The sequence below is a fragment of the Evansella sp. AB-rgal1 genome (genome assembly GCF_041820985.1).
Lineage (GTDB): Bacteria > Bacillota > Bacilli > Bacillales > Salisediminibacteriaceae > Evansella.
On record NZ_JBGUAU010000026.1, the window covers coordinates 1 to 24,052 of the forward strand.

General features: G+C 37.9%; 19 protein-coding genes. 5 read left to right on the forward strand and 14 right to left on the reverse strand.

Translation table 11 applies throughout. The features are described from left to right. Positions 1–172: 172 nt before the first annotated feature. From ACERII_RS19160 to ACERII_RS19170, 3 genes are all read right to left on the reverse strand, one after another. Positions 173–2,329 (reverse strand): heavy metal translocating P-type ATPase, encoded by a 2,157-nt coding sequence (locus ACERII_RS19160; protein WP_373644437.1) that lies wholly within the window; start codon positions 2,327–2,329, stop codon positions 173–175. Further along, on the reverse strand, positions 2,322–2,705 hold the full coding sequence (locus ACERII_RS19165) for an ArsR/SmtB family transcription factor (RefSeq protein ID WP_373644438.1): 384 nt from the start codon (positions 2,703–2,705) through the stop codon (positions 2,322–2,324). Before ACERII_RS19165 ends, ACERII_RS19160 begins: the two co-directional genes overlap by 8 nt. Before the next feature lie 268 nt (positions 2,706–2,973). Beyond that, positions 2,974–3,189 (reverse strand): Beta-galactosidase C-terminal domain, encoded by a 216-nt coding sequence (locus tag ACERII_RS19170; protein WP_373644439.1) that lies wholly within the window; start codon positions 3,187–3,189, stop codon positions 2,974–2,976. A 355-nt stretch (positions 3,190–3,544) separates the two neighbouring features. Here ACERII_RS19170 and ACERII_RS19175 point away from each other — a divergent pair, with 355 nt between their 5' ends. The 3 genes from ACERII_RS19175 to ACERII_RS19185 all read left to right on the forward strand — a co-directional run bounded on the left by ACERII_RS19175 (position 3,545) and on the right by ACERII_RS19185 (position 4,943). Next, positions 3,545–3,676, forward strand: a complete 132-nt coding sequence (locus ACERII_RS19175) for a hypothetical protein (RefSeq protein WP_373644441.1) — start codon at positions 3,545–3,547, stop codon at positions 3,674–3,676. A 414-nt stretch (positions 3,677–4,090) separates the two neighbouring features. Next, the gene (locus tag ACERII_RS19180; RefSeq protein ID WP_373644442.1) at positions 4,091–4,609 is read left to right on the forward strand and encodes a YfiT family bacillithiol transferase; all 519 of its coding nucleotides are present in this window, start codon (positions 4,091–4,093) and stop codon (positions 4,607–4,609) included. 97 nt (positions 4,610–4,706) lie between these two features. Then, entirely contained in the window at positions 4,707–4,943 is a 237-nt protein-coding gene (locus tag ACERII_RS19185) for a hypothetical protein (RefSeq protein WP_373644443.1), read from the forward strand. Between the two features lie 199 nt (positions 4,944–5,142). Here ACERII_RS19185 and ACERII_RS19190 read toward each other — a convergent pair whose 3' ends face one another. The 9 genes from ACERII_RS19190 to ACERII_RS19230 form a co-directional block, all read right to left on the reverse strand. After that, positions 5,143–6,072, reverse strand: a complete 930-nt coding sequence (locus ACERII_RS19190; RefSeq protein WP_373644445.1) for an alpha/beta hydrolase — start codon at positions 6,070–6,072, stop codon at positions 5,143–5,145. Between the two features lie 303 nt (positions 6,073–6,375). Further along, positions 6,376–7,887 (reverse strand): arabinosylfuranosidase ArfA, encoded by a 1,512-nt coding sequence (gene arfA / locus ACERII_RS19195; RefSeq protein WP_373644447.1) that lies wholly within the window; start codon positions 7,885–7,887, stop codon positions 6,376–6,378. A 55-nt stretch (positions 7,888–7,942) separates the two neighbouring features. After that, on the reverse strand, positions 7,943–8,785 hold the full coding sequence (locus tag ACERII_RS19200) for a carbohydrate ABC transporter permease (RefSeq protein WP_373644449.1): 843 nt from the start codon (positions 8,783–8,785) through the stop codon (positions 7,943–7,945). Positions 8,786–8,791: 6 nt separating this feature from the next. Next, positions 8,792–9,730: a carbohydrate ABC transporter permease gene (locus ACERII_RS19205; RefSeq protein ID WP_373644451.1), complete on the reverse strand. Its 939-nt coding sequence runs from the start codon at positions 9,728–9,730 to the stop codon at positions 8,792–8,794. Positions 9,731–9,833: 103 nt separating this feature from the next. Further along, positions 9,834–11,168, reverse strand: a complete 1,335-nt coding sequence (locus tag ACERII_RS19210) for an ABC transporter substrate-binding protein (protein WP_373644452.1) — start codon at positions 11,166–11,168, stop codon at positions 9,834–9,836. Positions 11,169–11,474: 306 nt separating this feature from the next. Further along, positions 11,475–12,920 carry an alpha-ketoglutaric semialdehyde dehydrogenase GucD gene (gene gucD, locus ACERII_RS19215; RefSeq protein ID WP_373644453.1) on the reverse strand — a complete coding sequence of 482 codons (1,446 nt, stop codon included), beginning with the start codon at positions 12,918–12,920 and terminating at the stop codon, positions 11,475–11,477. A gap of 28 nt (positions 12,921–12,948) precedes the next feature. Then, positions 12,949–15,111: a dihydroxy-acid dehydratase domain-containing protein gene (locus tag ACERII_RS19220; RefSeq protein ID WP_373644554.1), complete on the reverse strand. Its 2,163-nt coding sequence runs from the start codon at positions 15,109–15,111 to the stop codon at positions 12,949–12,951. 6 nt (positions 15,112–15,117) lie between these two features. Further along, positions 15,118–16,056 (reverse strand): U32 family peptidase, encoded by a 939-nt coding sequence (locus ACERII_RS19225; protein WP_373644455.1) that lies wholly within the window; start codon positions 16,054–16,056, stop codon positions 15,118–15,120. 285 nt (positions 16,057–16,341) lie between these two features. Then, positions 16,342–17,043 (reverse strand): FadR/GntR family transcriptional regulator, encoded by a 702-nt coding sequence (locus ACERII_RS19230; RefSeq protein WP_373644457.1) that lies wholly within the window; start codon positions 17,041–17,043, stop codon positions 16,342–16,344. 380 nt (positions 17,044–17,423) lie between these two features. Between ACERII_RS19230 and ACERII_RS19235 the strand changes: the two genes are divergently transcribed. Next, a complete protein-coding gene (locus tag ACERII_RS19235; RefSeq protein WP_373644459.1) occupies positions 17,424–19,265 on the forward strand; it encodes a family 43 glycosylhydrolase in 1,842 nt (613 codons plus the stop codon). A gap of 135 nt (positions 19,266–19,400) precedes the next feature. On the opposite strand, the gene ACERII_RS19240 is transcribed toward ACERII_RS19235, so the two are convergent. Then, positions 19,401–20,285 (reverse strand): family 43 glycosylhydrolase, encoded by an 885-nt coding sequence (locus ACERII_RS19240; RefSeq protein WP_373644460.1) that lies wholly within the window; start codon positions 20,283–20,285, stop codon positions 19,401–19,403. Positions 20,286–21,008: 723 nt separating this feature from the next. Between ACERII_RS19240 and ACERII_RS19245 the strand changes: the two genes are divergently transcribed. After that, a complete protein-coding gene (locus ACERII_RS19245) occupies positions 21,009–22,682 on the forward strand; it encodes a glycine betaine uptake BCCT transporter (RefSeq protein WP_373644462.1) in 1,674 nt (557 codons plus the stop codon). 180 nt (positions 22,683–22,862) lie between these two features. Here ACERII_RS19245 and ACERII_RS19250 read toward each other — a convergent pair whose 3' ends face one another. After that, positions 22,863–23,972 (reverse strand): DUF4362 domain-containing protein, encoded by a 1,110-nt coding sequence (locus tag ACERII_RS19250; protein WP_373644464.1) that lies wholly within the window; start codon positions 23,970–23,972, stop codon positions 22,863–22,865. Positions 23,973–24,052 lie beyond the last annotated feature (80 nt).

Sequence of the window (24,052 nt, forward strand, 5' to 3'; positions counted from 1 at the left end):
CAGAGCAATAACTCTTTTTTTTGATACAAGCACGAATTCTACTATGTGAAATAGTTCCATCGCCAATCACGTCAAGTCAAGGAGCGATTGACTTTTCATAAAATGTTATCTCGTCTTTACCCTGTGCAATTTTATCGAAAAGGAAGCAACGAGAACCGTCCCCACTGCACCTTTATTCTTTGACGCGCATGAGGCGCATGCTATTTAAGGCTACGAGTATAGTTGCTCCCATATCGGATAGGATCGCAATCCATAATGTTAGCCAGCCTGGAACTACGAGTAGAAGGGCTAACAGTTTAATTCCTATTGCAAAGGTGATGTTTGCTTTGATGATGTTCAGTGCTTTCCGGCTCAGTTTTAACGTAAATGGAAGTTTTCGTAAGTCATCTCCCATTAACGCTACATCTGCCGTTTCCAGTGCTGTATCTGTACCCGCTCCTCCCATTGCAATTCCCACGGTAGATGCGGCCAAAGCTGGAGCATCATTTACTCCATCCCCTACCATCGCCACTTTTTGATATTTGGTTTTCAATTGTTTAATAACCTGTAATTTATCTTCGGGCATAAGCTCTGCTTGAACACTAGTCACACCAACATGAGTACCGATCGCGTTTGCGGTAGCTTGATTATCCCCAGTTAACATGACCGTCTCTTTAATTCCCGCTTTGTGCAATTGACGGATAACCTCTTTACTAGATTCCCGAACTTCATCAGCAACTGCTATCAATGCTAATACGTTGTCCTGCGTTCCAACTACCATAACGGTTTTACCTTGCTTTTGTAGAGACTCTATTCGACCCAAAGCGTCCTGTTTTAGCTCTACTGCTAACTCGTGAAAAAGCTTAGGACTTCCGATATAGTAGGTTGTTCCGTTAATTTTTCCGCGAATTCCTTTTCCTGTGATAGAAGTGAAATCACTCACCGAAATGATAGAATACGAGATATTCTCCTGATTTGCCTTCTTTACCACTGCCGATGCAAGTGGGTGTTTCGAGCGATCCTCTAATGCGGTAATAGTAGCCAAAAACTCTTTTTCATCAATGCTATCTTCAAGTACTTCATAATCTGTTACAGCCGGAACTCCCTTTGTAAGCGTACCGGTCTTATCAAACGCAATCGCTTTTAAGGAGCCAATCTCCTCGAGGTAGATGCCACCTTTCACGAGAACTCCCTTTTTCGCTGCATTTCCTATGGCAGAAACGATGGAAATTGGTGTTGAGATGACCAGTGCACAAGGACAGCCTACTACTAATACAGCTAATCCTTGATATACCCACATTTCCCAACTTCCGTTGAAAAACAAAGGGGGAACGATGGCCACAAGTGCCGCAACGATCATAATGATCGGAGTATAGTACTTTGCAAATTTATCAACAAATGCCTGAGCAGGGGCACGTTCCCCTTGGGCTTCTTCCACTAGATGGATGATTTTCGCAATCGTTGTATCTTCTACTAATTTCGTAATCTTTATTTCTAGCAAACCTTCTTCATTTAACGTTCCTGCGAATACTTCATCATCCACTTTTTTTTCCACGGGAACGGATTCCCCTGTAATTGCAGCCTGATTCACTGATGAGAAACCATGAAGAACCACACCATCCATCGCGATTTTTTCTCCAGGTTTTACAATCATGATATCTCCAACAACTATGTCATTTACATGTACAAAAAGTTCCTGAGCATTTCGTTTTATCAGTGCTTCTTTCGGTACGATGGACATGAGGGAGCGAATGGATCTTCTCGCGCGTTCCATGGAGAATCGTTCCAGCTCTTCACTAATCGCAAATAAGATAACAACAATTGCTACTTCTCCCCATTCTCCAATAATCGCACCACCAATGACAGCAACCGTCATCAGTGTTTTCATATCAAACTCAAGACGGATGAGATTTCTCACACCTGTTTGAAAGAGGGGTAATCCTCCTACCACCATCGATACCAAGAACAATAGCGTCGTAACAATGTTCTCCTCGCCATTTACAAACATCGATATAAAGCCTAATACAACAAGGGCGGTAGCGAAAAGTAATGTTTGATACTTCTTAAAAAAAGGCACTTTTTCATCTTCATTGTTGGTTGATGTAGATCGGGTATCCGCCTTCTCTGGACTAATCTTTAAGTTTTCAAAAGCACCAGCTTTTTCTAGATCCGCAACGGTCGTGTTACCTTGCACGGAAATTTTAGAAGCTCCGAAATTCACTTTCGCATTTTCAACTCCTGGAAGCTTTTTTACATTTTGTTCGAATTTACCCGCACAGTTCGCGCAAGTAAATCCTTGTACTCGATAGACATTTTCCTTTTGCGGTGTAAGTACTTGCTCCTCACTCACGATTTTCTACCTCTTTTCCATGGATAACTGCAGTTGATACAAGCATTTTGACATGATCGTCATCTAACGAGTAAAAAACTAATTTTCCTTCTTTTCTACTTTTTGCTATCCCTAATTTACGCAAGTGACGCAAATGGTGTGAAACTGTTGCTGTCGTTGCAGAAATAATGTTGGCAACATCACATACACACAATTCCTCTTCTTGAACTAACGCATAGGCAATTTTAAGTCTTGTTTCATCTGCTAACGCTTTAAAGACATTTGCTACAGGAGCTAAGTTTTCTTGTTCCACAATGGAAGTAACACGTTTTACTTTTTCTTCGTCAAAACAATAAACTTCACATGTATCTGTTGTTTGCTTTGTATTCTCACTCATCGTTTCACCTTCATTCAAATGATTGTTTGATTATGATCCCATTCTAATCTTCGTTTGAATATAAGTCAATAGAATATTCAAATATTCGTTTGAATGATAACATTGGTTACAAGTGGGGCGGTTTTTGTGGCTATTGGAAAGTTATCGGCATGATGTTAACAGGCCGAAAAAGCACGAGACAATGAATCCCGTGCGTGCTTTCTTTTTCTTATTTATTTGATAGTAAAAGGTGTATAAGGAAGCAGGTGAACTGCTTCCTTATATCACCTCAAAAGGAAGCACGAGAACCGTCCCCACTGCTTCCACCAACGGAAGTAAGAATCGCAACCCCAAATGGCTCCAATACAACGTCACCGTCCAAGACTTCATCTGTAAGGATGTTGACACGTTTGTCTTTTACCTGGATCGTCTGCTCTGCTTCCGAATAGTTTAATAGGAAAACATACTCCTTGCCACTTTTAGCTTGTCTTATGGCAAGCTCCACTTTTCGTGGAAGAACGAGCCACTCTTGAGCAGGAGAAGTAATCAGTAATTCCTCAAGTAGAAAACGTGATAATTCCTCTGTGAAAACTCCGCCAAAATAATAGACCGCTCCTTTTTTTCACAAACTTTTTCATGCACACTTCCTCCTTATATTTCTCTACACTTAGAATACTACTTTTTGGAAGCAATGGGGACGGTTATCGTGCTTCATACGCTTCACTAAACGAATGAAAAAATGTAAAAAAGAAATGGTAATAGGTTCTAGAAAAAACATGGTATAATCAGGAAAAAATAGTATGTATTAATGAAATTTGGTTAAATAGAAAAGCAATTTCAATAGCAACAGGGTGGCAAAAATGAGAAGGAGATTACAGAAAAAGCTAGGTAATAGATATAATGTTTTAAAAGTAGCAAAACGTCAAAAACAGAAAAGAAAAGGAAACAAATGTGTGGCATTCGCAATGGTACCAATGGGAATAAGAGATTAGATAAACTTGACTTATCGCCAAGTCCTAAAAGGCGAAAGCCTTAGTTTATCTTATACTTTAATCCTTTAGCGAAGTTAAACTTCTCTTAAAGTATAAAATAGAGTTTGATGATGAAGGATATACGATTGACTATCCATATGCAACACATTGGTTTGTGGATATTATTTATCGAACGCATATGGTCTTTGAAAATCAGAAAACTCCACATATTATCACAATTTACCCTTGTACGGAAAGAGGAGGAACTGATAAAGTTTCCCCTATTCATTACATCTTTTACAAGATATAGAATTCAGAGATGATAATTCCTATATCAGAAAAACTAGTAGATGATATGAAAAATGATTGTTATTGGGAAGCAGATTAATAGATTTTTGGGACTAGGTAAACAAAAATTGATAGGAGGATGATTAGATGAATAGGAAGTATCCGATTGGTGAGTTTCAATTTGAAGGTGAGATCACGAAGAATGTTATTAACGAATGGATAAGCGAGATAGAAGTATTACCAAAGTTATTGAGGGATGCTGTAAAAGACTTAGATAACGAACAGCTTGATACGCCTTATCGTCCAGAAGGATGGACTGTTCGCCAAGTGGTACATCACCTAGCGGATAGCCACATGAATGCCTACGTTCGCTTTAAATTGGCTCTTACGGAAGAAAAACCTACAATTAAACCATATGATGAAGCAAAATGGGCGGAACTTCCGGATTATCATTTGCCAATTGATATTTCCTTATCACTGCTCGATGCAATGCATAAACGCTGGACGAACCTTTTACGTAATCTAAGTTCTACTGATTTGGAAAAGACATTTATCCATCCGGAATCTGGGGAAGTTTCTGTTGGTCTAAATATAGGAATCTACGCTTGGCATGGTCGACATCATCTAGCACACATTACTTCTTTGTGTAATTGTAAGGGCTGGTAAAGCAGATTCTGCAACTTCTATACTGTTAACAACGTCTCACTTAAAGAGGTCATAGTAGAAAAAACAAATTTGTTGATTTCTGTTAGAGGTGGAGTTAGTGAAGATAAAACACATTTGGATTAGCATTGTTTCCGTATATATAGTGATGAGTATTCCCGCTATTTTTGGAATAGGTTATGTCATAGATTGGGTTCCAGATGCCACACTTTTTCAAAAAATAAAGGGACATGTAATGACTGGATTTGTTGAAAACTTCCTCTTTAAAATGGTATTAGCATGTAGTGTAGGTATTACTACAAGTTTTCTTATATCAAGAAGGCAAAAGATATCCTGAAAAGAAGTATTTGGGAAGCAGTGGGAACGTTCTCATTGCTTTCTTTGTTTCGCCAAATGAAAGGGAAGGTACTCTGCCTTGTAGTAGGTGAAAAAAGAACACTGAAAGTTATATTAGAAACTTTTTCAGTGGTTCATTCTTTCACTATTGGTCAGTTCCCTTGATAACTTTACAATGGTTATCACTAAGGGGCCCACTCCTATTTTTCCGGCAGATCGAGTTGGAATCTCTTTAATAGCCACTGCTCACAGAGATCTATCCATTTTGCTGCATCAAGATTCAGTAATTCACGGTTACTAGCTGTGGCCTGGTTGGCAAGACTAAGACCATGCTGCCCTTCTTCAAACACGTGCATTTCGAATGGAATGTTATTCTGCGCCAAAGCCCCCGCCATACGGATTGTATGTTCAACAGGCACAAGTGCATCCTCCGTGGTTGTCCATAAAAAAGTAGGTGGAGTTACATCGGAGACATGACGAGCAGGACTAATTTTATGTAATAGCTCTTGATCAGGATCTATCGTACCTGTATAAGCAATGTTTGCAACATCAGCAATATGCTTTGTACCTGGATCGTCAGATTGCTGTACCCAACTATTTTGTAACGTGAAATCGCTTAGCATATAACCTAAAATCGTTGCAGCAGGTTTTAATTGCACCGGAGTCACGTCGAAGTACTCCGTTAGTACGGGATCATTCCAATAAACAGAATACATGGCGCAGTTGTGAGCACCTGCAGAAAAACCACAGATAGCGATCTTCTCCGTATCGATAAACCACTCCTCTGCTCGCTCACGAATATATAGCATTGCTTTCCCAATATCGCGCATCGGGTTAGGATATAAGCTCTTTTCATTAATCGAAAGTTCCATCCCCATTTCAGGAAACCCTTTTTCTCCGTTCATATAAGTGGAATACCGCAGTACGAAGGCATGATACCCCATCGAAGCAAAACGGAAAGCTACTGGTTCCGCCTCTCGATCGGAACAGTTTACATAGGCACCACCCGGACAGATTAGAACAGCACCTCGTTTTTCCCCGTTTAATAACTCACTAGAATCACTATGAACATAGGATGTTAACGTAACATCTTCTCTATCTTCATACAACTTCTTTACTTCATAAATCATAGCTACTTCCTCCTATCTTTATATAAACTTATATGTATATAATAATCCCTTATCATCACTTAGAAAACAAGGAGAAAGCACAGATCTGCCACAATACGTGATGACCTGCGCTCTCATTGTACCTATTAATAAAAACATGCAGCTATGGAGTTAAAAAAGTAAAACTCGCTTGTTACGATAGGTAAATAGATAGTTGTCCGAGCCAACTGTCCAATCACGGGAACAGTTCTTGTTTAGCATACTATGAAGTAATTTTACCGTTACCACTTGCTCCGCCCCCTCGGTCGCTCCAGTCCAACTTCCTCAAATCCTCCCCAGACGTATCATATTCCATGAAAGCTTAGGTAAATCGGATTGAAGATGACCATTGTCTAGTTGAGAAACTCCATTAGAATGAGGCTTTACTTCCTCATTACCAAAAGTATTGACTGCTTTTGGGTTATCGTGTTCAAGGACAACATGTTCTATAATTTTGTAATTTTCAAAGCTGCGAGTATCGCATTTTAAATGAAGCGATTCTTCTAAATGACGATTAACAGCAAAAATAGTAACCTCTTCTTTATCCTCATTAAATACAACTGCCGATTCTAGATAAGGTATGTCTGTAAACTCCTGGCTATCATATTTAGGAGATTTGATTACAGGGTTTAATGCAATACCCCTTCCATAAACCGAAGTATAGTAATATGGATAATAAATGGTCTGTTTCCAGGCACCTCCTCCATTTTTAGTCATTATAGGTGCAATAACATTTACTAGCTGAGCCATACATGCAATTTTAACACGGTCTGCATGGTTCAACATGGTTGTTAGCATGCAACCGACCAATATAGCGTCCTCAAAGTTATAAATATCTTCTAACTGTGGCGGGGCAACTTGCCATGGATCGAGTTTTTTATCTGCTTCCTTGGAATGATACCAGACATTCCACTCGTCAAAGCTTAGATTAATCCTTTTCTTACTTCTTTTTTTCGCTTTTACATAATCACAAGTAGATATAACGGTACGAATAAAGTCGTCCATTGCTAGAGATTTGGCAATGTAGTTTGCCGTATCATCTTCATAGTTTCCATAATATTGATGAAGAGAAATATAATCTACATACTCATATGTATGATCTAAGGTGATTGCCTCCCATTCTGGAAACAAAGGCATATCCTTATTGGAACTACCACAAGCCACCAATTCTATAGTAGGATCCACCAGTCTCATGGCCTTGGCCGTTTCCGCTGCTATCCTACCATATTCCACAGGGGTTTTATGCCCTACCTGCCATGGACCATCCATTTCATTCCCTAAACACCACGTTTTGATATGATGAGCCTCCTCATAACCATGCTTAATACGCAAATCACTCCACCTTGTTCCTGAAGGGTGATTACAATACTCTAGCAAGTTCCGTGCTGCATCAATTCCCCTAGTACCTAGGTTTACTGCCATCATTACCTCTGCTTTTGCTTTTTTAGCCCAATCCACAAATTCATTTGTACCAACATCATTGGTTTCAATGGTACGCCATGCTAATTCCGTTCTTCTAGGTCTCTCCTCCTTAGGTCCAACCCCATCTTCCCAATGATAAGCCGACACCATGTTGCCACCAGGATATCGGATAATGGGAACCTGCAATTGAGAAACAAGTTCTAAGACATCCTTTCGGAACCCTTGCTCATCTGACTCGGGGTGGTTCGGTTCATAAATCCCTCCATAAACTGCTCTGCCAAGATGTTCAATAAAAGAACCATAAATCCGATTATCTACTTTTGCTACCTGATACTCCTTATCTACTAACATTTCTGCTTTCAAATTTCCTGACATAGTATACTCATCCTTCCTTTTATAGTTGTAACAACTTATTATTTTTAGTCTAGAATCATCCTTTCACTCCCCCACTTGAAAGACCAGAAATGAAATACTTCTGGAAAAATAGAAATAGGAAAAGAATAGGAACTACCGATAAAACGGATCCAGAAATAAGTACATCGTAGTTATTTCCATACGGTGTCAACAATGTTGCTAATCCAACTGGTAACGTAAACATATCATTTGATCGCAACACAACTAACGGCCATAAAAAGTTATTCCAGCTAAATAATCCCTGTAAGATTGCCATGGCTGCAAAAGCAGGAACCATGAGAGGAGCCATTATCCGGAAAAAAATACCGAACTCTGTGCACCCATCTATTCTGGCTGCATCTAGTAATTCCTTTGGCAAACCTAAGGAAAATTGCCTAAAGAAGAATACAGCAATGGGAGCTACTATCATAGGTAACATAACTCCTGTATAAGTGTTCATTAAGCCTAATGTTGCCATTAATTGATATAATGGAAGCATTAAGATTTCAAAGGGAATCATTAAGGTTAATAAAACTAGCAGAAAGACCAGATTTTGTCCGCGAAATTTATAGACTGCTAATGCATAACCTACAATCGAAGAAAAGAAAAGAGATACTACAATTAGAATTCCAGAAACCATAATACTATTAAAATACCAGTTTAAATAAGTAGTACCATCTGTAAATAAAAAGGTATAATTGTTTAAACTTATCAAGTCCCATTGCAAATTAAGATTAATCCCCTGTCTCATTAACTCTGTAGATGGTTTGAGCGAGGCTATCGCAAGAGCAAGTAAGGGGAAAACAGCAATAAAACCAACAAAGCTAAACAAGATAATTAGTAGGATCGATGCAATTCTCATCTTAACTTTTGAATACATAGAACATCATGCCTCCCTCTTGAAAGCACCAGTTAATAACAAGTAAATAACAGAAACAATAAAAATAATTACAAGCAATACAACACCAATTGCTGAGCCAAGGCCCATGTTATTGTACTGAAATCCTTGTTGATATAAATATTGAACGACTGTTAATCCAATATTACCTGGTGAATTTGTCTGCCAATAAACAAAGCTTTCTTCAAACATTCTAAACCCAGCAAAAATACTGATGGTTGTTACATAGATTGTCACTGGCTTTAAAAAAGGTAAAGTAATATAGTAAAACTTTAATAAAGGACCAGCACCATCCATCTCAGCAGACTCATATAGTTCATTAGGAATATTTTGTAATCCCGCTAAAAAATATAGGATATTTACTCCCATCCAACGCCAACAAGCTAAAAAAACCATTAAAAACATTCCTGTACCAGCGCTCATACGCCAGTTTTTAGGTTCTCCCCCAAAAAACATGGTAACTTGGTTTGCTAGAGATGTTTCCATTTCTCCAAACATGAGCCTAAATATTGTACCTGCTACGATGACAGAAGTTAGAGCAGGTATAAAAATTGCTGCACGAAAGAAATTTTTAAACCTCATTACTTTCGAATTTAAAAACACAGCAAAAATTAACGGCAATGGTATTAAAACGATAATTGTCCAAAAGGTATACATTGCAGTATTTCTAACTGCACGATAGAAAGTAATATTCAGTAAATCTCGGTAATTTTCTAAACCTATATAAAACGTCTGACCTGGTAACACTTGTTGAAAGCTCATTATAACTGCTTGAATTAATGGATAGGTATAGAGCAGCAAAAAAGAAATGATGAATGGCAAGACGAATAAATAAGGGGCTATTTTCTTAGAATAAAAGATTTTTTTTAGTCTATTATTATATTTAGGCTGTTTAGGAACATCCCCAACTGATCGCTCTAGCTCCATGTATTTCCCCTCCCTTTTCAATTATGGTCCAACATCATAGTATTAGAAGGTTTAACAGATGTTAAACCTTCTAATACGTATAATAGATTATTAGTATAATCTCCTAACGAACATGATCCGCAGCTTCCTTTAGTGCTTCTTCAGGGGTTTGATTCCCTTCCCTTAGAACATAATGATAAGTGTTTGTATTTAGATATCCATCTATGTCAGGAGTTTTTTCCGTGATTGTAACAGGATGAATTTCCTCCCGAATATCTAGAAGCATATCAAACAAGTAGTCTCCAAAATACTGATAGTATTTATTATCTGCTTGTAACGCATCCGATTCCCAAACATCCCATCTAGGTGGATCGAAGCCCATAATTTCCCAAAGTTTAATATTACCTTCTTCTGAACCTTTTGCATACATGAGGAAGTCCTTCGCTAGTTGCTCATGCTCTGTTTGATTCGTAACAACAGTACCTGTTCCACCCATTCCTGCCGAACGGAATCCACCGTCCTCCCACGCAGGTAGTGGACGAATCTCCATCTTCCCTTTTAAATCGGGCATAAAGTCAAGAAATCTCCCCATATACCACATAGGCATCCAAACAGAAGCTGCACCACCATCATTCATAAATCCATAATAGGCTTCTTCATGATGACGTCCATCTGGAGTTGGTATTGCAATATCATGAACATGGATCATATCTTTTAAGAATTGCAAAACTTCTATGTTTTCAGGGTTATCCGCTGTGACATTACCATTAGAATCAAAGAAATCCGATTGTCTTTGAGTGATCAAAGGCCAGAAGCTCCAACGGTCTTGTGCCTCAATCGTAGTAATAGGCTTTCCAGTAGCTTCTTTTACTTGTAGACCAGCTTCTACATAATCATCCCAAGTTACAATATCATCAATATTTACACCTGCTTCATCCATTATTTCTTTGTTGTAATACATTACCGTCGCTCCAACGTGCGTTGGTAATCCATAATAATTCCCGTCCTTACTGTAGATGTCCAATCTAGCTTCAACGAAATTAGCAAGTTCAGGTTCTATTACATTGTTAAGAGGTAGTAATTGCACGTCACCTTGCAAAAAGTTTGAGAATCTACTAATTTCAATATCAGCAATATCAGGTGCTCCAACGCCAGATTGTAACGCCAGTAGCAGATTATTGTGCATATTATCATATGGATAGGTTTCAGCAATCAATTTAATTTCCCGATCAGGAAACTCTTCATTCCAAGACAATACTGCATCTTCAAAGAAGTTTACATGGAGACCTTGAAATGTCCAGAAGGTTAATTCCACTGCATCATCTGAATCACCGCCAATGATCTCCACATCATCAGCTTCATTTCCTGTTCCACTAGTACCCTCATCATTTCCTGAACATGCAATGAGAACTACACTTAATAGTAGGAATAACAGAACAATACTTGTTCCTTTTTTCATAATCATTTTTCCTCCTTTATATAAGTTCAAATTTAATAATTCCCTGACTATTTGTCACACCCCCAGCTACGTTAATATACTTGGTAATTTATCTTTTTCTATGATTCCCCCTTTACTTTTCATCTCGATTTAAAATAAAGTAAGTATATTTAATGATAGTAAACTACCGTAATAAAACGCTTTCAAAATATACATTGAATATTTAGAATTTTTTGTAAGTACTTATACTTTATCATAGGCTAATCCAATTGCCATAAGTAGTTCTAACTAGAAGGAATTAGTTCCTCAGAACTATAATTGTACATTTTATCCTTTAACAAAAACCGTCTTAATAGATGTGAAAAACTCAATGGCCGCTTTCCCCTGTTCACGTGAATGGGAACTAGACTGCTTCATTCCTCCAAATGGAGCCTGAAGCTCAACACCTGCCGTTTCAGCGTTAATCCGAATTAAGCCAGCTTCCATGTTATCTATAAAACTCAACATTGCAGATATATTTTCCGTATAAATAGATGCACTTAAACCAAATTTAACATCATTTGCTAGTTGAAATGCTTCCTCAAGGCTGTCATAAGTAATAAGAGCAATGACAGGTCCAAATATTTCTTCTTGTGCGATAGTCATGTGAGTTTTTACCTCATCAAACACCGTAGGTTCTATAAAATAGCCCTGATCATAGGGGGATTCTGTTAACCTGTTTCCACCCTTTAATAGTTTTGCGCCTTCCTCTTTTCCAATATTAATATAGGACATTATGGAATTTAGCTGGTTTTCAGAAGCACAAGGTCCCATCCAAATACTCTCTTCTAACCCGCTCCCAATCTTTATTTCTTCCATTTTGTTTAATAGCTTTGCTACAAATTTATCTTTGATGCTCTTATGAATAATGACTCTACTTGTGGCAGTACATTTTTGACCTGTAGAACGAAAAGCCCCACTAATTGTTCCCTCAACTGCCTTCTCTATGTCTGCGTCGTGAGCTATGATGACTGGATTTTTCCCTCCCATTTCTAATTGGTATTTCGCTCCTCTGTTTAAAGCAATGTTTGCTATGTTTTTCCCAACTGTATTGGAGCCTGTAAAGGTAACTCCTGCAACATCCTCATGTTCTACTAGATTGTTTCCTACGATAGAGCCAGAACCTGTTATTAGATTAAGAACTCCTTTTGGAAGACCTGCATCATGAAAACATTCCACTAGTTTATTTGCTGTAATGGCTGTTTCAGAAGCTGGCTTAAAGACAACAGTATTTCCATATATTAAAGCCGGCGCTATTTTCCAGATAGGGATCGCTACCGGGAAATTCCAGGGAGTAATTACTCCTATTACACCTAATGGAACACGGGTTGTGAACATAAGAGCATCCCTGTCAGTGGATGGAATGACATCCCCTACACTTCGCATTCCCTCCCCGGCGTAATAGCGCAATATGTCTACCCCGCGATTTGTTTCTCCTTTTGCTTCCCCTAGAGTTTTTCCCATTTCTTTCGTCATTGTTTCCGCAATTTCATTTAATCGACTTTCTATTATGGCAGCTACTTTGTATAAATATTGTCCCCGTTCCGCTCCAGAGAGCTTTCTCCAGGTACGTTGTGTTTCCTTAGCAACATCCACTGCTATCTCCACATCTTCCTTCGTTGAATATGGAATATTGCCAAGCACTTCATTATTACTAGGATTTAAGACATCTGTTGTTTTTTTAAATTGTCCACTCTGCCATGAACCATTAATATAGTTTAAATATGCTGTCATAATTTCACCCTCCCATGACCCTTAGTCGTCATTGGTTGTAATCCAATGTTGCATGTTCAGCAATATGTGTTGGTACCACTCCTTTGGAAGCGTCAGTATGGTAGAGTATTCGATTGCTTCCTGCAACTCTCCACTGTCTTTTCGTTAATTTTTCTAAACGTGAATTTGCTAGAGCTTTTCTTTGTTCTTTTAAACCTTCAAATTTACAAGTTACATTCCCCTTTATAAATTCATTCTCATCTAAAAAATCAATTCTTTTTTTTCGGAAATTTAACTGCAATAAATCTCCTGTCTGCAGGTAAAGAATTCCGCCATCATTTATAGCTTCTGGAGTCATATGGCCAACAGCTGCTCCGAAAGTTACACCTGAGTATCGACCATCACTAATTAATGTGGCAATTTTTTTAATTTGACGATTAGCATTAATATGCTGCATTGGAGTAAACATTTCCGGCATACCGTAGGCAACAGGACCTTGACCTGAAATAACAATAGCGACTTTAAGGATTCCTTCTTCCATCATCCCTTTAAATAAACCTTCAAAATCATGATTTTTCCAGGATGAATAATGAAATGGGGCATTATACTTAAGCATAGCTAGAAGCTTCTCCTTGTCTAACATCCCCTCTTCTCTTAATCGATCTAATAAACTGTGTTCAAGTAAGTTTTTATTGGCACTTTCTTCATTTTCGTAATATAAAACAACGGCTACCTTACCATCGAAAGTGTCCAATTGATGACTGGTCATACCACTGGTTTTTACTACAGCGCTTTCAAAAAAGTTACCCTTTAATACATCCACACCACTAAAGGAACGTTTCGGTTTAGATAAAATAATACGGTTGTCTTTTATTTCATCTTCCCTTATTCTCTTTTTTAACGATAATCGATCTCTCCAGATTGTTCCAGTAACGGTTGGAGCATCTAGGTCCATTGGAACTCCATTTTCCATTAATTCAACAAATAATGTTTCCATCCCCCTGCTTTGACCACTACAGCATTGCATGGCTAAGGCAAAGATGTCTCTCCCTTCTGTTAAACTATAGTCAAAAAGATCTGGTATTGGAGACTCCCCATGTATTTTGTCAAGTTCCCATAAGTCAAAGGAATATCCTCCATATAGCATTGCTGCTACAATATGCATCATTAAATTGGTAGACCCACCGGTAGTACTGTGTATTCGAATTGCATTTTTAATATTTTTTGCCATAATATTAGCTGCACCAAACTCTGGATGATTGATCATATAACCAAGATCATCAATAACTTTATTAATTTGATGCTGTTCGGGAGGCTCTGTTAAAAGTTCAATTTCAGGATGAACCAATCCCATACCAGCTATAAGATGGCGTGAACTATTCCCTGTACCATTAAAGGCACAAATACCTCCCTTACTATCACAAGTAGCAACAGCTAACTTTTTCTCATATTCTTTATGCTCTGCACTAGTAATTAGTCCTTTTTCCATTGCGCGGATTAGTACCCCTTGGAATGCGGTATTGGAAGAGCATTGAAGAATATAACTCATGGCATCTAATAAATCATATTCTATATCTTCGAACCCTTCTGCCTTGGCTCGTTTAGAAAGCCGCTGCAATTCTAGTACTAATTCTTCAGGAATGGTTCCCCCTTTCAGAACATGTGCTGGAGCAAAAGTTGCAAATAAAGGAGATTCTCCCCGATATTGGCGAAGTCGATCCAGGTGGACTAATGCACTAACTACTCCTATTGGTTGCTTATCACACCCCTGGATTACAAAGGCACCATGATAGCTGTGAGCTTCCATTTGATTTACAATCATTTGCGCTACAGCATTTCGACTTTGAAGTGAATAGCTCATTCCTTGGTTGTTTTGCGCGGTTCCATCACACAAAACTGGAGTACTAAAGTAAAAGGGAACTCCTCCATTCTGCCAAATACGAATCGCTGCTCTCGATACAGTAAAGTCGTCCATTATATGAGCAGGATGATCACTCGATCCTCCAATGATTGCAATTCGTGGTGCATTTTCTTCTAATCGATTATAAATTTCCTCCAACGTCCAATCAGAAGTCAACACTTTACTAGAATAATGGAGTAGGCGTTTCGAACGATCAAGCAAGCCTGCTACAGTAATTGGTTCATTCGCTTTTCCTTGAACATTGTGCTTATAAGGGTTTATACCATTTTGAATTTTCGGAAAACTTAAAATACTACATCACTCCTTTCCCAGAGCAGGAGTACCTAAATCAGGTGCACCTAATTCTGAGATAACCGCTTCCGGGTAATACCTCTTTATCATTTCAATACCTAACACCGTACGGCGAACCCTCTCTTTACATAAAGCAATATTCGTTTCTTCTAAATGACTCCCTGAGGGATATACATCTGGATGATTTCTCAACCCAAATTTGATATAAACTGGAGATAAAATACGAATTATTTCAGGAATTTCATAGTGTCTAATAAAACCTCCTAAGTTATCAGGAGCCTCTACATAAACATCCAATGGAATATCTGTTGCTTGACGTATGGCAGCTAATTTCGGCAAGGTCAATCCTGTAGGAACATTATACGTATCCGCACCTAGGTCCTGTAATAATTTTACAGATACAGGGTTTGCTGCCATCATCTGAACAGAGACTTTAATTACAAAGTTCTTGGGAAGCAACCCTTGAGACTTCATTTCTTTTGTCAAAATTAACAGACCTTCATCTGCCACTAATGCCCCTCTTAATCCAAGGGATGCTCCTCTTCTCAAATCTTCCATTGCATAAACCAATTGATCTGTTCCTTCATGCCGGAGACCTATTGCCTTTCCTGAAGAAGTTAAAGGTAGGGGGCTAACATCAAATGTACTTCTAGGACCAACAAAGAGGCTTAACTCCATTCCTTTTTCTGCAGTCATGGTACACATTTCCTGAACTTCTTCATCTGTTAGCAGCATGATTCCGCTGCCTTGAGAAACCCGATGAACAGTAATACCATACCTGTCGATTTCTTTCAATGTTGCCTCTAGTGCTGAAGTTCCCTCCACACTCGGTAGCTCCACACGGTATTGTGCTCCATCTGGAAACCTTTTGGAAGAGGTTGGCAAATCATAAAGATCTCTACTCGGAAATCCTAAGGAAGCCAGAAATTCTCTAGACTGTTCCACCTTATCACCACCTTTTTTTCATAGTTCAAACCAAAATCATATGATGTATTTTATCATTATACATAATTCATCATATGTATAGGTAAAACATTACAGAACTTCATTATAAAAATCAAGGTGTTTTTTATATTATTTTGAATTTTTTGAATTTTTAATAGAAACTAGTTCCTAAGGATGTATTAAAATAAAAAGTGATTAATACCTAACTCGTTTTTATGTAAATCTTAAAATAATTTCCCCATTCTTATTTCCTTAATGAAGAAGGAGGAGAGTTCAGTAGAGGAATCACTGAATCTCTTTCTCCTTATCACGCTTGAAGAATTCCTTTTTTTCCATATCATTCAAAATATCTGATATATGAGAGTGCATTAAGTTTCTTGCTTGGATGGGGTTTCGGTCCTCGATAGCTTCGGCTATTAGCATATGGTAATAGGCTGCCTTATCGTTCATCTTCTTTACCTTCATCGTCATCCGACGGCTGTCTGCTAATAAATCGGACATGGTTTCAAGCATTTGCTGAAGAATGATATTATTTGCTGAAACAGCTATCTTATAATGAAATTTTATATCCTCATGAAAGAAATCCTGATTTCTTTTAACTTTTAATTGCATTTCTTCTGCTGCCTCTTTGATTTCGACCACATCAGATGCTGAAGCATTTTTGGCAGCTAGTGCGGCCAATTCTGGTTCGATAACTAACCGAGCTTCCGTCAATTGCTTCATAGTGGCTTTTTCCAAGAAATCCAGTCGGGAGGATGGATCATCTCCCTCGAAGTCTTGTAAAACATAAGTACCTCTGCCTTGTTCAATTTTTAGAATCCCTTGTTTCGCCAAAATTCTAATCGCTTCCCTTACCGAGGAAATACCAACACCAGTTTCCTTAGACAACTGAGGAATTGTGGGGATTTGGTCCCCAGGTTTCCATACTCCCCCTTTAATTTTCTCTTTAATAGCTTCATACACCTTCTCATATGACAATGTACCCATACTATTCACCTCATCAAAAAATTTGTATACCTTAAAAACATTTAATACCATTCAATTCTAGTAAGTCATGGTTCAATATTATCAATATATTCATAGGACTAACGCATTAAATATTCTAAATTGTTTAAATTTTCTTGAAATAAATAATTGTGTCAGCTACAATTCTAAACATAATACGTATGATGTATTTTTAGTAAATTCATCATACCTATAATGATTAATTTATCACTTTCACATTATTTCAGCAAGAGGTTTTCATTAATCATTTAGTAAAGGAGGAGATGCTATCAGACAAGAATTTAACTACTAGTTACTAGCATACGGTAACCTGTCCATGTTCGTTTATTCTTGATTGAAAAAAGGGAAGGAGATCAGATGATATGATCCAAAACGAAAAAACTACGATTAAATGGCTAGGGATTTCAGGATTATCGATTTTAGTATTGCTGACTCTATGGGTTTCGACTAATGCCGTGTTTTCCGAAGAATATCAAGAAACTAACGACTTTAATGTAAGCGCTATCTTGGAGGCTGGTATTCCTTTCCACCCTCAAACAGATAAAATTCCTCTTTCGGGAAATATTAGCACCCACGATCCAACTTTATTTAAAGACGGAGATACTTACTATGCATTTTCAACCCATCAATGGGCTTTCCGATCTGAAAACGGAATGGAAGGACCATGGGAACGGTTTGGTAGATTTGATAAACCAGAATGGACTTATGATGTTTCAAGGGGAACGACATGGGCACCTCATGTTCATAAGGTTGGTGACACGTTCTATATGTACTATTCCGTTTCTAATTTCGGTACAAATAATTCTGCGATTGGGGTTGCTTATACGGAAACACCAGGTGATTTAGATAGTTGGGTAGATCACGGCCAAGCCATTATTAGTTCTGGTGCTTCTGGTAACGGAGAAACTCACAATGCTATTGATCCCGCTATTCTTCAAGACAACGATGGCCACTGGTGGATTGTATGGGGCTCTCACTTTGATGGAATTATGATTCAAAGACTTAAGGACAACATGGTGGAAACTACAGGAGATATTTATACAATTGCACATCGTGGAAGTGAACGTTTCCCTGTTACCAATCCAAATTATAATAGAATAGAGGGACCCGCTATATTTAAGCGAGGAGACTATTATTATTTATTATCCGGCTGGGATTGGTGCTGCCGAGCTAATGCCAACGACAACACTTACAAAATTGTCGTAGGTAGATCCGAAAACATCAATGGTCCATATGTTGATAAAACGGGAACTCCTCTCACAGAAGGGGGAGGAAATATTATTTTGAATCATAGATACACCGCTCATGGAATTACGCCAGGTGGATTATACCGTGCTCCTGGAGGTCCAGATGTTTTTGTAGAAGATGATTCGTATTTTATGGTTTATCATGGATACATGCCGCAAACAAGAATGGGAATAAGAGAAATGCAATGGCATGACAATTGGCCATATTTTTCAGATCCAGGTCATTACAATATCCAAGATGGTCTTAGTTATGAAATTAAGAATGAAGAAACAAACAAATGTCTTGCCGTTGCGAACGACGGTAATGTCATTCAAATAGATTGTGATGCTTCTGTTCAACAAACATGGAAATTAAACAAGGAATATGATGGATTCTTCCAGCTTCAAAGCATGGCCAGTGGGGGGAAATATTGTTTAGAACTTGAGAATAACTCTGGTCTAGATCGTACCAATGTCCAAACTACTCCATGTAAGGATACAGACAACGATCTACAGCAATGGTATTTAGATGATATGGGGTGGGGTTACCATAGAATTGGAATGAAGGATATTAATTTAGCACTCGAAGTAGACCATGAAGATGATGGAGAATACTTAACCAATGTTGCTGCTTGGTATCCTCGAAACGGAGACCATAGCTTCGGAAGTGCTACTCAAGCTAGTAAATGGGCTCCTCAGCATTGGATGCTTACAATGATGGATACTAATAATATTCAAAGCTTAATTGATCACTATTCAGAAACAGATGAACTAACAGGACCACTTGTAAGACAACTTACAAATACGGCAAGACAAGTACAGCACCATTTCCAAAATGGAAGAAACACAGAAGCTGTTGAACATTTAGAAAAATTCCTAAACCAAATGAATAACGAGGATTTACAAAACCACATATCCTCTAACGCAAAAGTGATTTTAACTGGAGAGGTTAATGATCTAATGGAAGCACTACAATAAGAGGATAATGAAATATGGCCTATAGAGGAAGCATTTACCCTATAGGCCATATTTTCATGTTCTGGCAAAAATAAATCGGCCAGTTTTTTAACATGAGAAAGCAGTGGGAACGGTTCTCAGTGCTTCCTTGAAATTTTATTCCCCAATCGTTTTATCTACATCCACAACAGGTTTTCCATCAATCCAATCGATCTTACTTATGCATGTTTCACGGAGAAGTGTGCTGTTAGGATCTATCAGTCTATGATAAACCAAGTACCAGTCATCGCCATGTGTAGTCATGGATGCATGTCCTGTACCAAAATGCCTTTCGGATGGTTGGGTTACTCTATTATCTGTTGGCACTTCATAAGGTCCGAAAACATGGTTGCTTGTGGCATAACAAATTTGATACCTTGGATCGCGTGTGTCATAATTGCTCCAAGTTAAGTAGTACGTTCCATTTATTTTTTGCAAGTGTGGTCCTTCGTTATATACTCCACTATCAAAGATAGAGGCATCTTTTCCACGCTGTTTATAGATTTGATGAGATAAAGGAATAGGATCCTCTTTAAACGTATGCATATCTTCCTCTAACGGTACAATCCAGCACTTCCCTTGGCCCCACAACAAGTATGGTTGATTGTCCTCATCAATAAACAAATCTGCATCAATACTTTGGCAGTCATACTCATTTTTCTGAATTAAAGGTTTTCCTAACATATCTTTAAATGGACCTAACGGGGTATCCGAAACAGCTACACCTATTTGTTGCTCTGCGGTAAAATACATATAATATTTTCCATTGTATTTATTTATTCCAGGTGCCCACGCTCTCGAATTAGCCCAAGATACATCGTTTAAATCTAATGCTAAGTATGGTCCATCCCAATTTTTCAAATCTTTACTATGAAACACATGGAACTTTTCATATAACCACCCATCACTGTCCTTTGTAGGATACAAATAATAATCTTCCCCATCCTTCAGTATAAACGGGTCTGCCCATGCTCCTTCAATAGTTGGTTTCTGATTGTTCATATGTTACCTCCTTATTTTCTTGTGTTCTTGAAAAACAAGGGGATGGTTCTTGTTGATAAAAACCGTCCTCTTACTTTTTGAAATACCTCTATCAAATGTAGGAATTGATAGACTTTCCGAAGTAACTTTTCTCATAATTTACAAAAGGCTTCTTATAGTATGTAGTTTAACATAAGAGACGCTTGGAAGCAGTAGAGTCCGTTCTCGTACTTGTTTCGTTTCACTAGACGTAAGAAAGGTAAATAAAAGAAAGTTCATAGGTTCAAGGTTCATAGGCTCCATTGCTCCCTTGTCTCTTTTTTTGCAATATTCCAATACACATGGATTGACACCAAATGAATCATTGAAGATGCTACATTGGTAAAACATTCTATTGAACGTCATTTACTTTGATTTCATTTAATTTCCTGTGTTTTTTGACTATGAAGGGATTTGTGAAATTTTCATTTCACATTGGGTTGTATATAGAAAACTACTATTTAGGGTTGGAGTGTCTGGCACCACCCGAAACATCTTGTTTCACGAGAAATTTCACGAGTTTGATAAAAATCTCTCACTCAGGACATTACATGTCAAGATTCAAAAAGATATACATATAGAAGACTTAACTCTCCCCAACTCTTCATTGGAGATGCGTTGAAAAATGTCGTATAATAGAAAAATCTGCAAAATAACTGCTAGTTTAGAAGTTTATTTAAATATCTTGTACAAAGGGGAAATTTGGTGAAAAAATTAACAACTGTATTTTATATCTCTGCTATATTGGCAATTATTTTTATTTTGTGGGGTGTCATTGCGCCCGGTAACCTAAATTCTGTAACGAGTTCTATTCAAGGTTTTATTACAGAAAAATTTGGCTGGTTTTACTTATTGTCCGCCACTGCTTTTTTAGCCGTTGCTATCTTTTTGGTTTTTAGCCCATATGGAAGAATCAAATTAGGAAAGCCTGATGAAGAACCAGAATACAATTACATCACTTGGTTTGCGTTTTTATTCACAGCTGGGATGGGAATTGGTTTAGTATTCTGGGGTGTAGCGGAGCCAATGTACCATTTTTATTTACCTCCGAATGACAATTTGACAGAGTTTCAGGCTGCTGGACAAGCGTTACGATATTCGTTTTTCCACTGGGGATTACATCCGTGGGCGATTTATGCAATGGTCGCACTTGCATTAGCTTACTTCCAGTTCCGAAAAGACTATTCTGGAGTAATTAGCAATACGTTACGTCCCATTTTAGGTGATCGAGTAGATGGAATTATCGGAACACTTGTTAATGTATTAGTCGTCTTTGCCACTATTTTCGGTGTTGCCACTTCTCTTGGGTTTGGTACATTGCAAATTTCTGGAGGATTATCAGAACTAAGTGGATCCATTCCAAACTCTTTTGCAACCCAATTAATTATCATCATTGTTATTACCATTTTATATATGATCTCTGCCCAAACGGGGTTAGATCGAGGAATTAGAATCCTGAGTAAAACGAACGTTTACTTAGCTATATCACTTATGTTATTCGTTCTTTTCCTTGGACCTACCACCTACATCATGGGAGCTTTCACCCAAACATTAGGTAACTACTTGCAAAACATCTTGAGTATGAGCCTACGAATGGATCCGTTTGATTCGGAGAAAACATGGGTTCAAGGATGGACAATCTTCTATTGGGCATGGTGGATTTCGTGGGCACCATTTGTAGGAACATTTATTGCCAGAGTTTCGCGCGGACGTACCATTCGTGAATTTGTATTAGGTGTCCTAGCAGTACCAACTTTGTTCAGTGCTCTTTGGTTCTCTGTGTTTGGTGGAACAGCTATCTCACTAGACATGTTTGACAATGTTGGAATAATGGAGATTATTGAAACAAGTGGGATGGAAGTTGCGTTATTTTCTGTATTACAGCAATTCCCGTTAAGCACGTTCATTTCCATTATTGCTATTTTCCTTATTTGTTCCTTCTTTGTCACATCAGCAGACTCTGCCACCTTTGTATTAGGGATGCAAACAACGAACGGAAGCTTAACGCCCCCTAATTCTGTGAAATTTACATGGGGTGTGATCCAGTCTTCGGCTGCTGCAGTTTTACTTGCTTCTGGTGGTCTCGATGCCTTGCAAACAGCAGCAATTATTGCGGCATTACCATTTACATTTGTTTTAATCCTAATGATATTTGCGTTATTTAAAGAACTAGCTAGAGAACATTCCATCCTTTATCAAGATAAGATAAACCGCTTGAAGATGAAAGAAGAGAAATTAAAGCTAAAAGAAGAAAAGTTTCGCTTAAAAGAAGAAAATGCTGCATTAAAAGCACAACTGAAGATGGAGCAGAAAAAAAGCAAAGAAAAAAAGGAAGAGAAAGAAAAAGCGAAGAAATCGATAGAGAAACGTGATGAATAAGAAAAAATGTTCCTTGGAAGCAGCGGGGAAGCAGCGGGGACGGTTCTCACTGCTTCCTTCGTTTTGCGAAACGAAAGAAATGGAAGTGTATGAAGATTTAAAGCCAACTCAATAGAACTTGCTTTTTCACAAGTAAAATAGGCAAATGACCACCTTTCTCAACCCAAATCACAGTAATAATTAATACAATTCCAATTTCTTTATTTCTTTCACTTTTGCTCTTCGTGGTTGAAAACCGCTTAGGTATTCTTCTACTGATACATATACTTTATCACCAGGATGAAATTCTTCTCCATTCCATCCTGTTAAGATAATAAAGTCAAAAATATAGTTAGTAAAATCAATATGTCTCAATTCTTCCTTCACCCACTGATAATCTAGCATCGTAAGGCCTTCCCCAATGAGCATTTCGTTATCTGCACTTTCTAACACATAGCCTTGAATGGTGACTTCCTGTTGTATATCTTGATTGTTTTTCGATTGTTCGATGAGGTGGGTTGCAATATCTGTAAACTTCTCGCCATCCACACTTTGATCACATGCACTCCAATCAAATTCACGACTTCCACTGTTTATGTGTACTTTTAGATAATACTGTATTGTTTCTTCTGTACCACATGAGTTACTAAACTCTTTATCAGCTAAGTAATTTGCAAAAACTAGTTTTCTATATACTTCTTGTTTGACAGTCGGAACTAATCGAAAGTCCGTTTCTATTACTATTTCATTTTCACTAATTTCTTTTTCCAAAGTGTTTGTTACTGTATTTATTTCGTTCTCCAAATTTACTCCATATCTCAATTCCAACTCCAAACGATCTTGATGATGCATATTGTACTCTATTTGTAAGATTTGATGCATCCCATCAAAACCACCAGCACATTCCACCGCAATATAAGTTGTATTGGTAGGATTCACTTCCTCAACAAGTTTTCCGCATGTATCACTTATAATTTCACCGCTACCGAATTTATCTCGTGAATAATCATTCGTAACTTCCAAAGTTCCTTCTTTATAATGTAAATCTGTTACTAGAGGATCACCCTCAATCGTGTAATGTACAACTCGTAAATCGGAGTTTACTCCATTTTTTACATCATCATAGAAACTCATCATTCTATCCAAACCTTCCACACTTCCATGAACATTGAGAACATCCACATTCTTCAAACCTTCCACATAAATTTCTGAGGGAGAGTCGTTACTACGACTAGAACTATTTGTTACCACTTCACTATTACAACCAATTAGAAAAACGAATATGAGAATAAAGCAAGATAATCTTTTCATTGATTGTACCTCCACTCTGAATATGTATCACATAATGCAAGAAACGGGGTGCGCCACGAACAATACCTTTGTTTAGATTA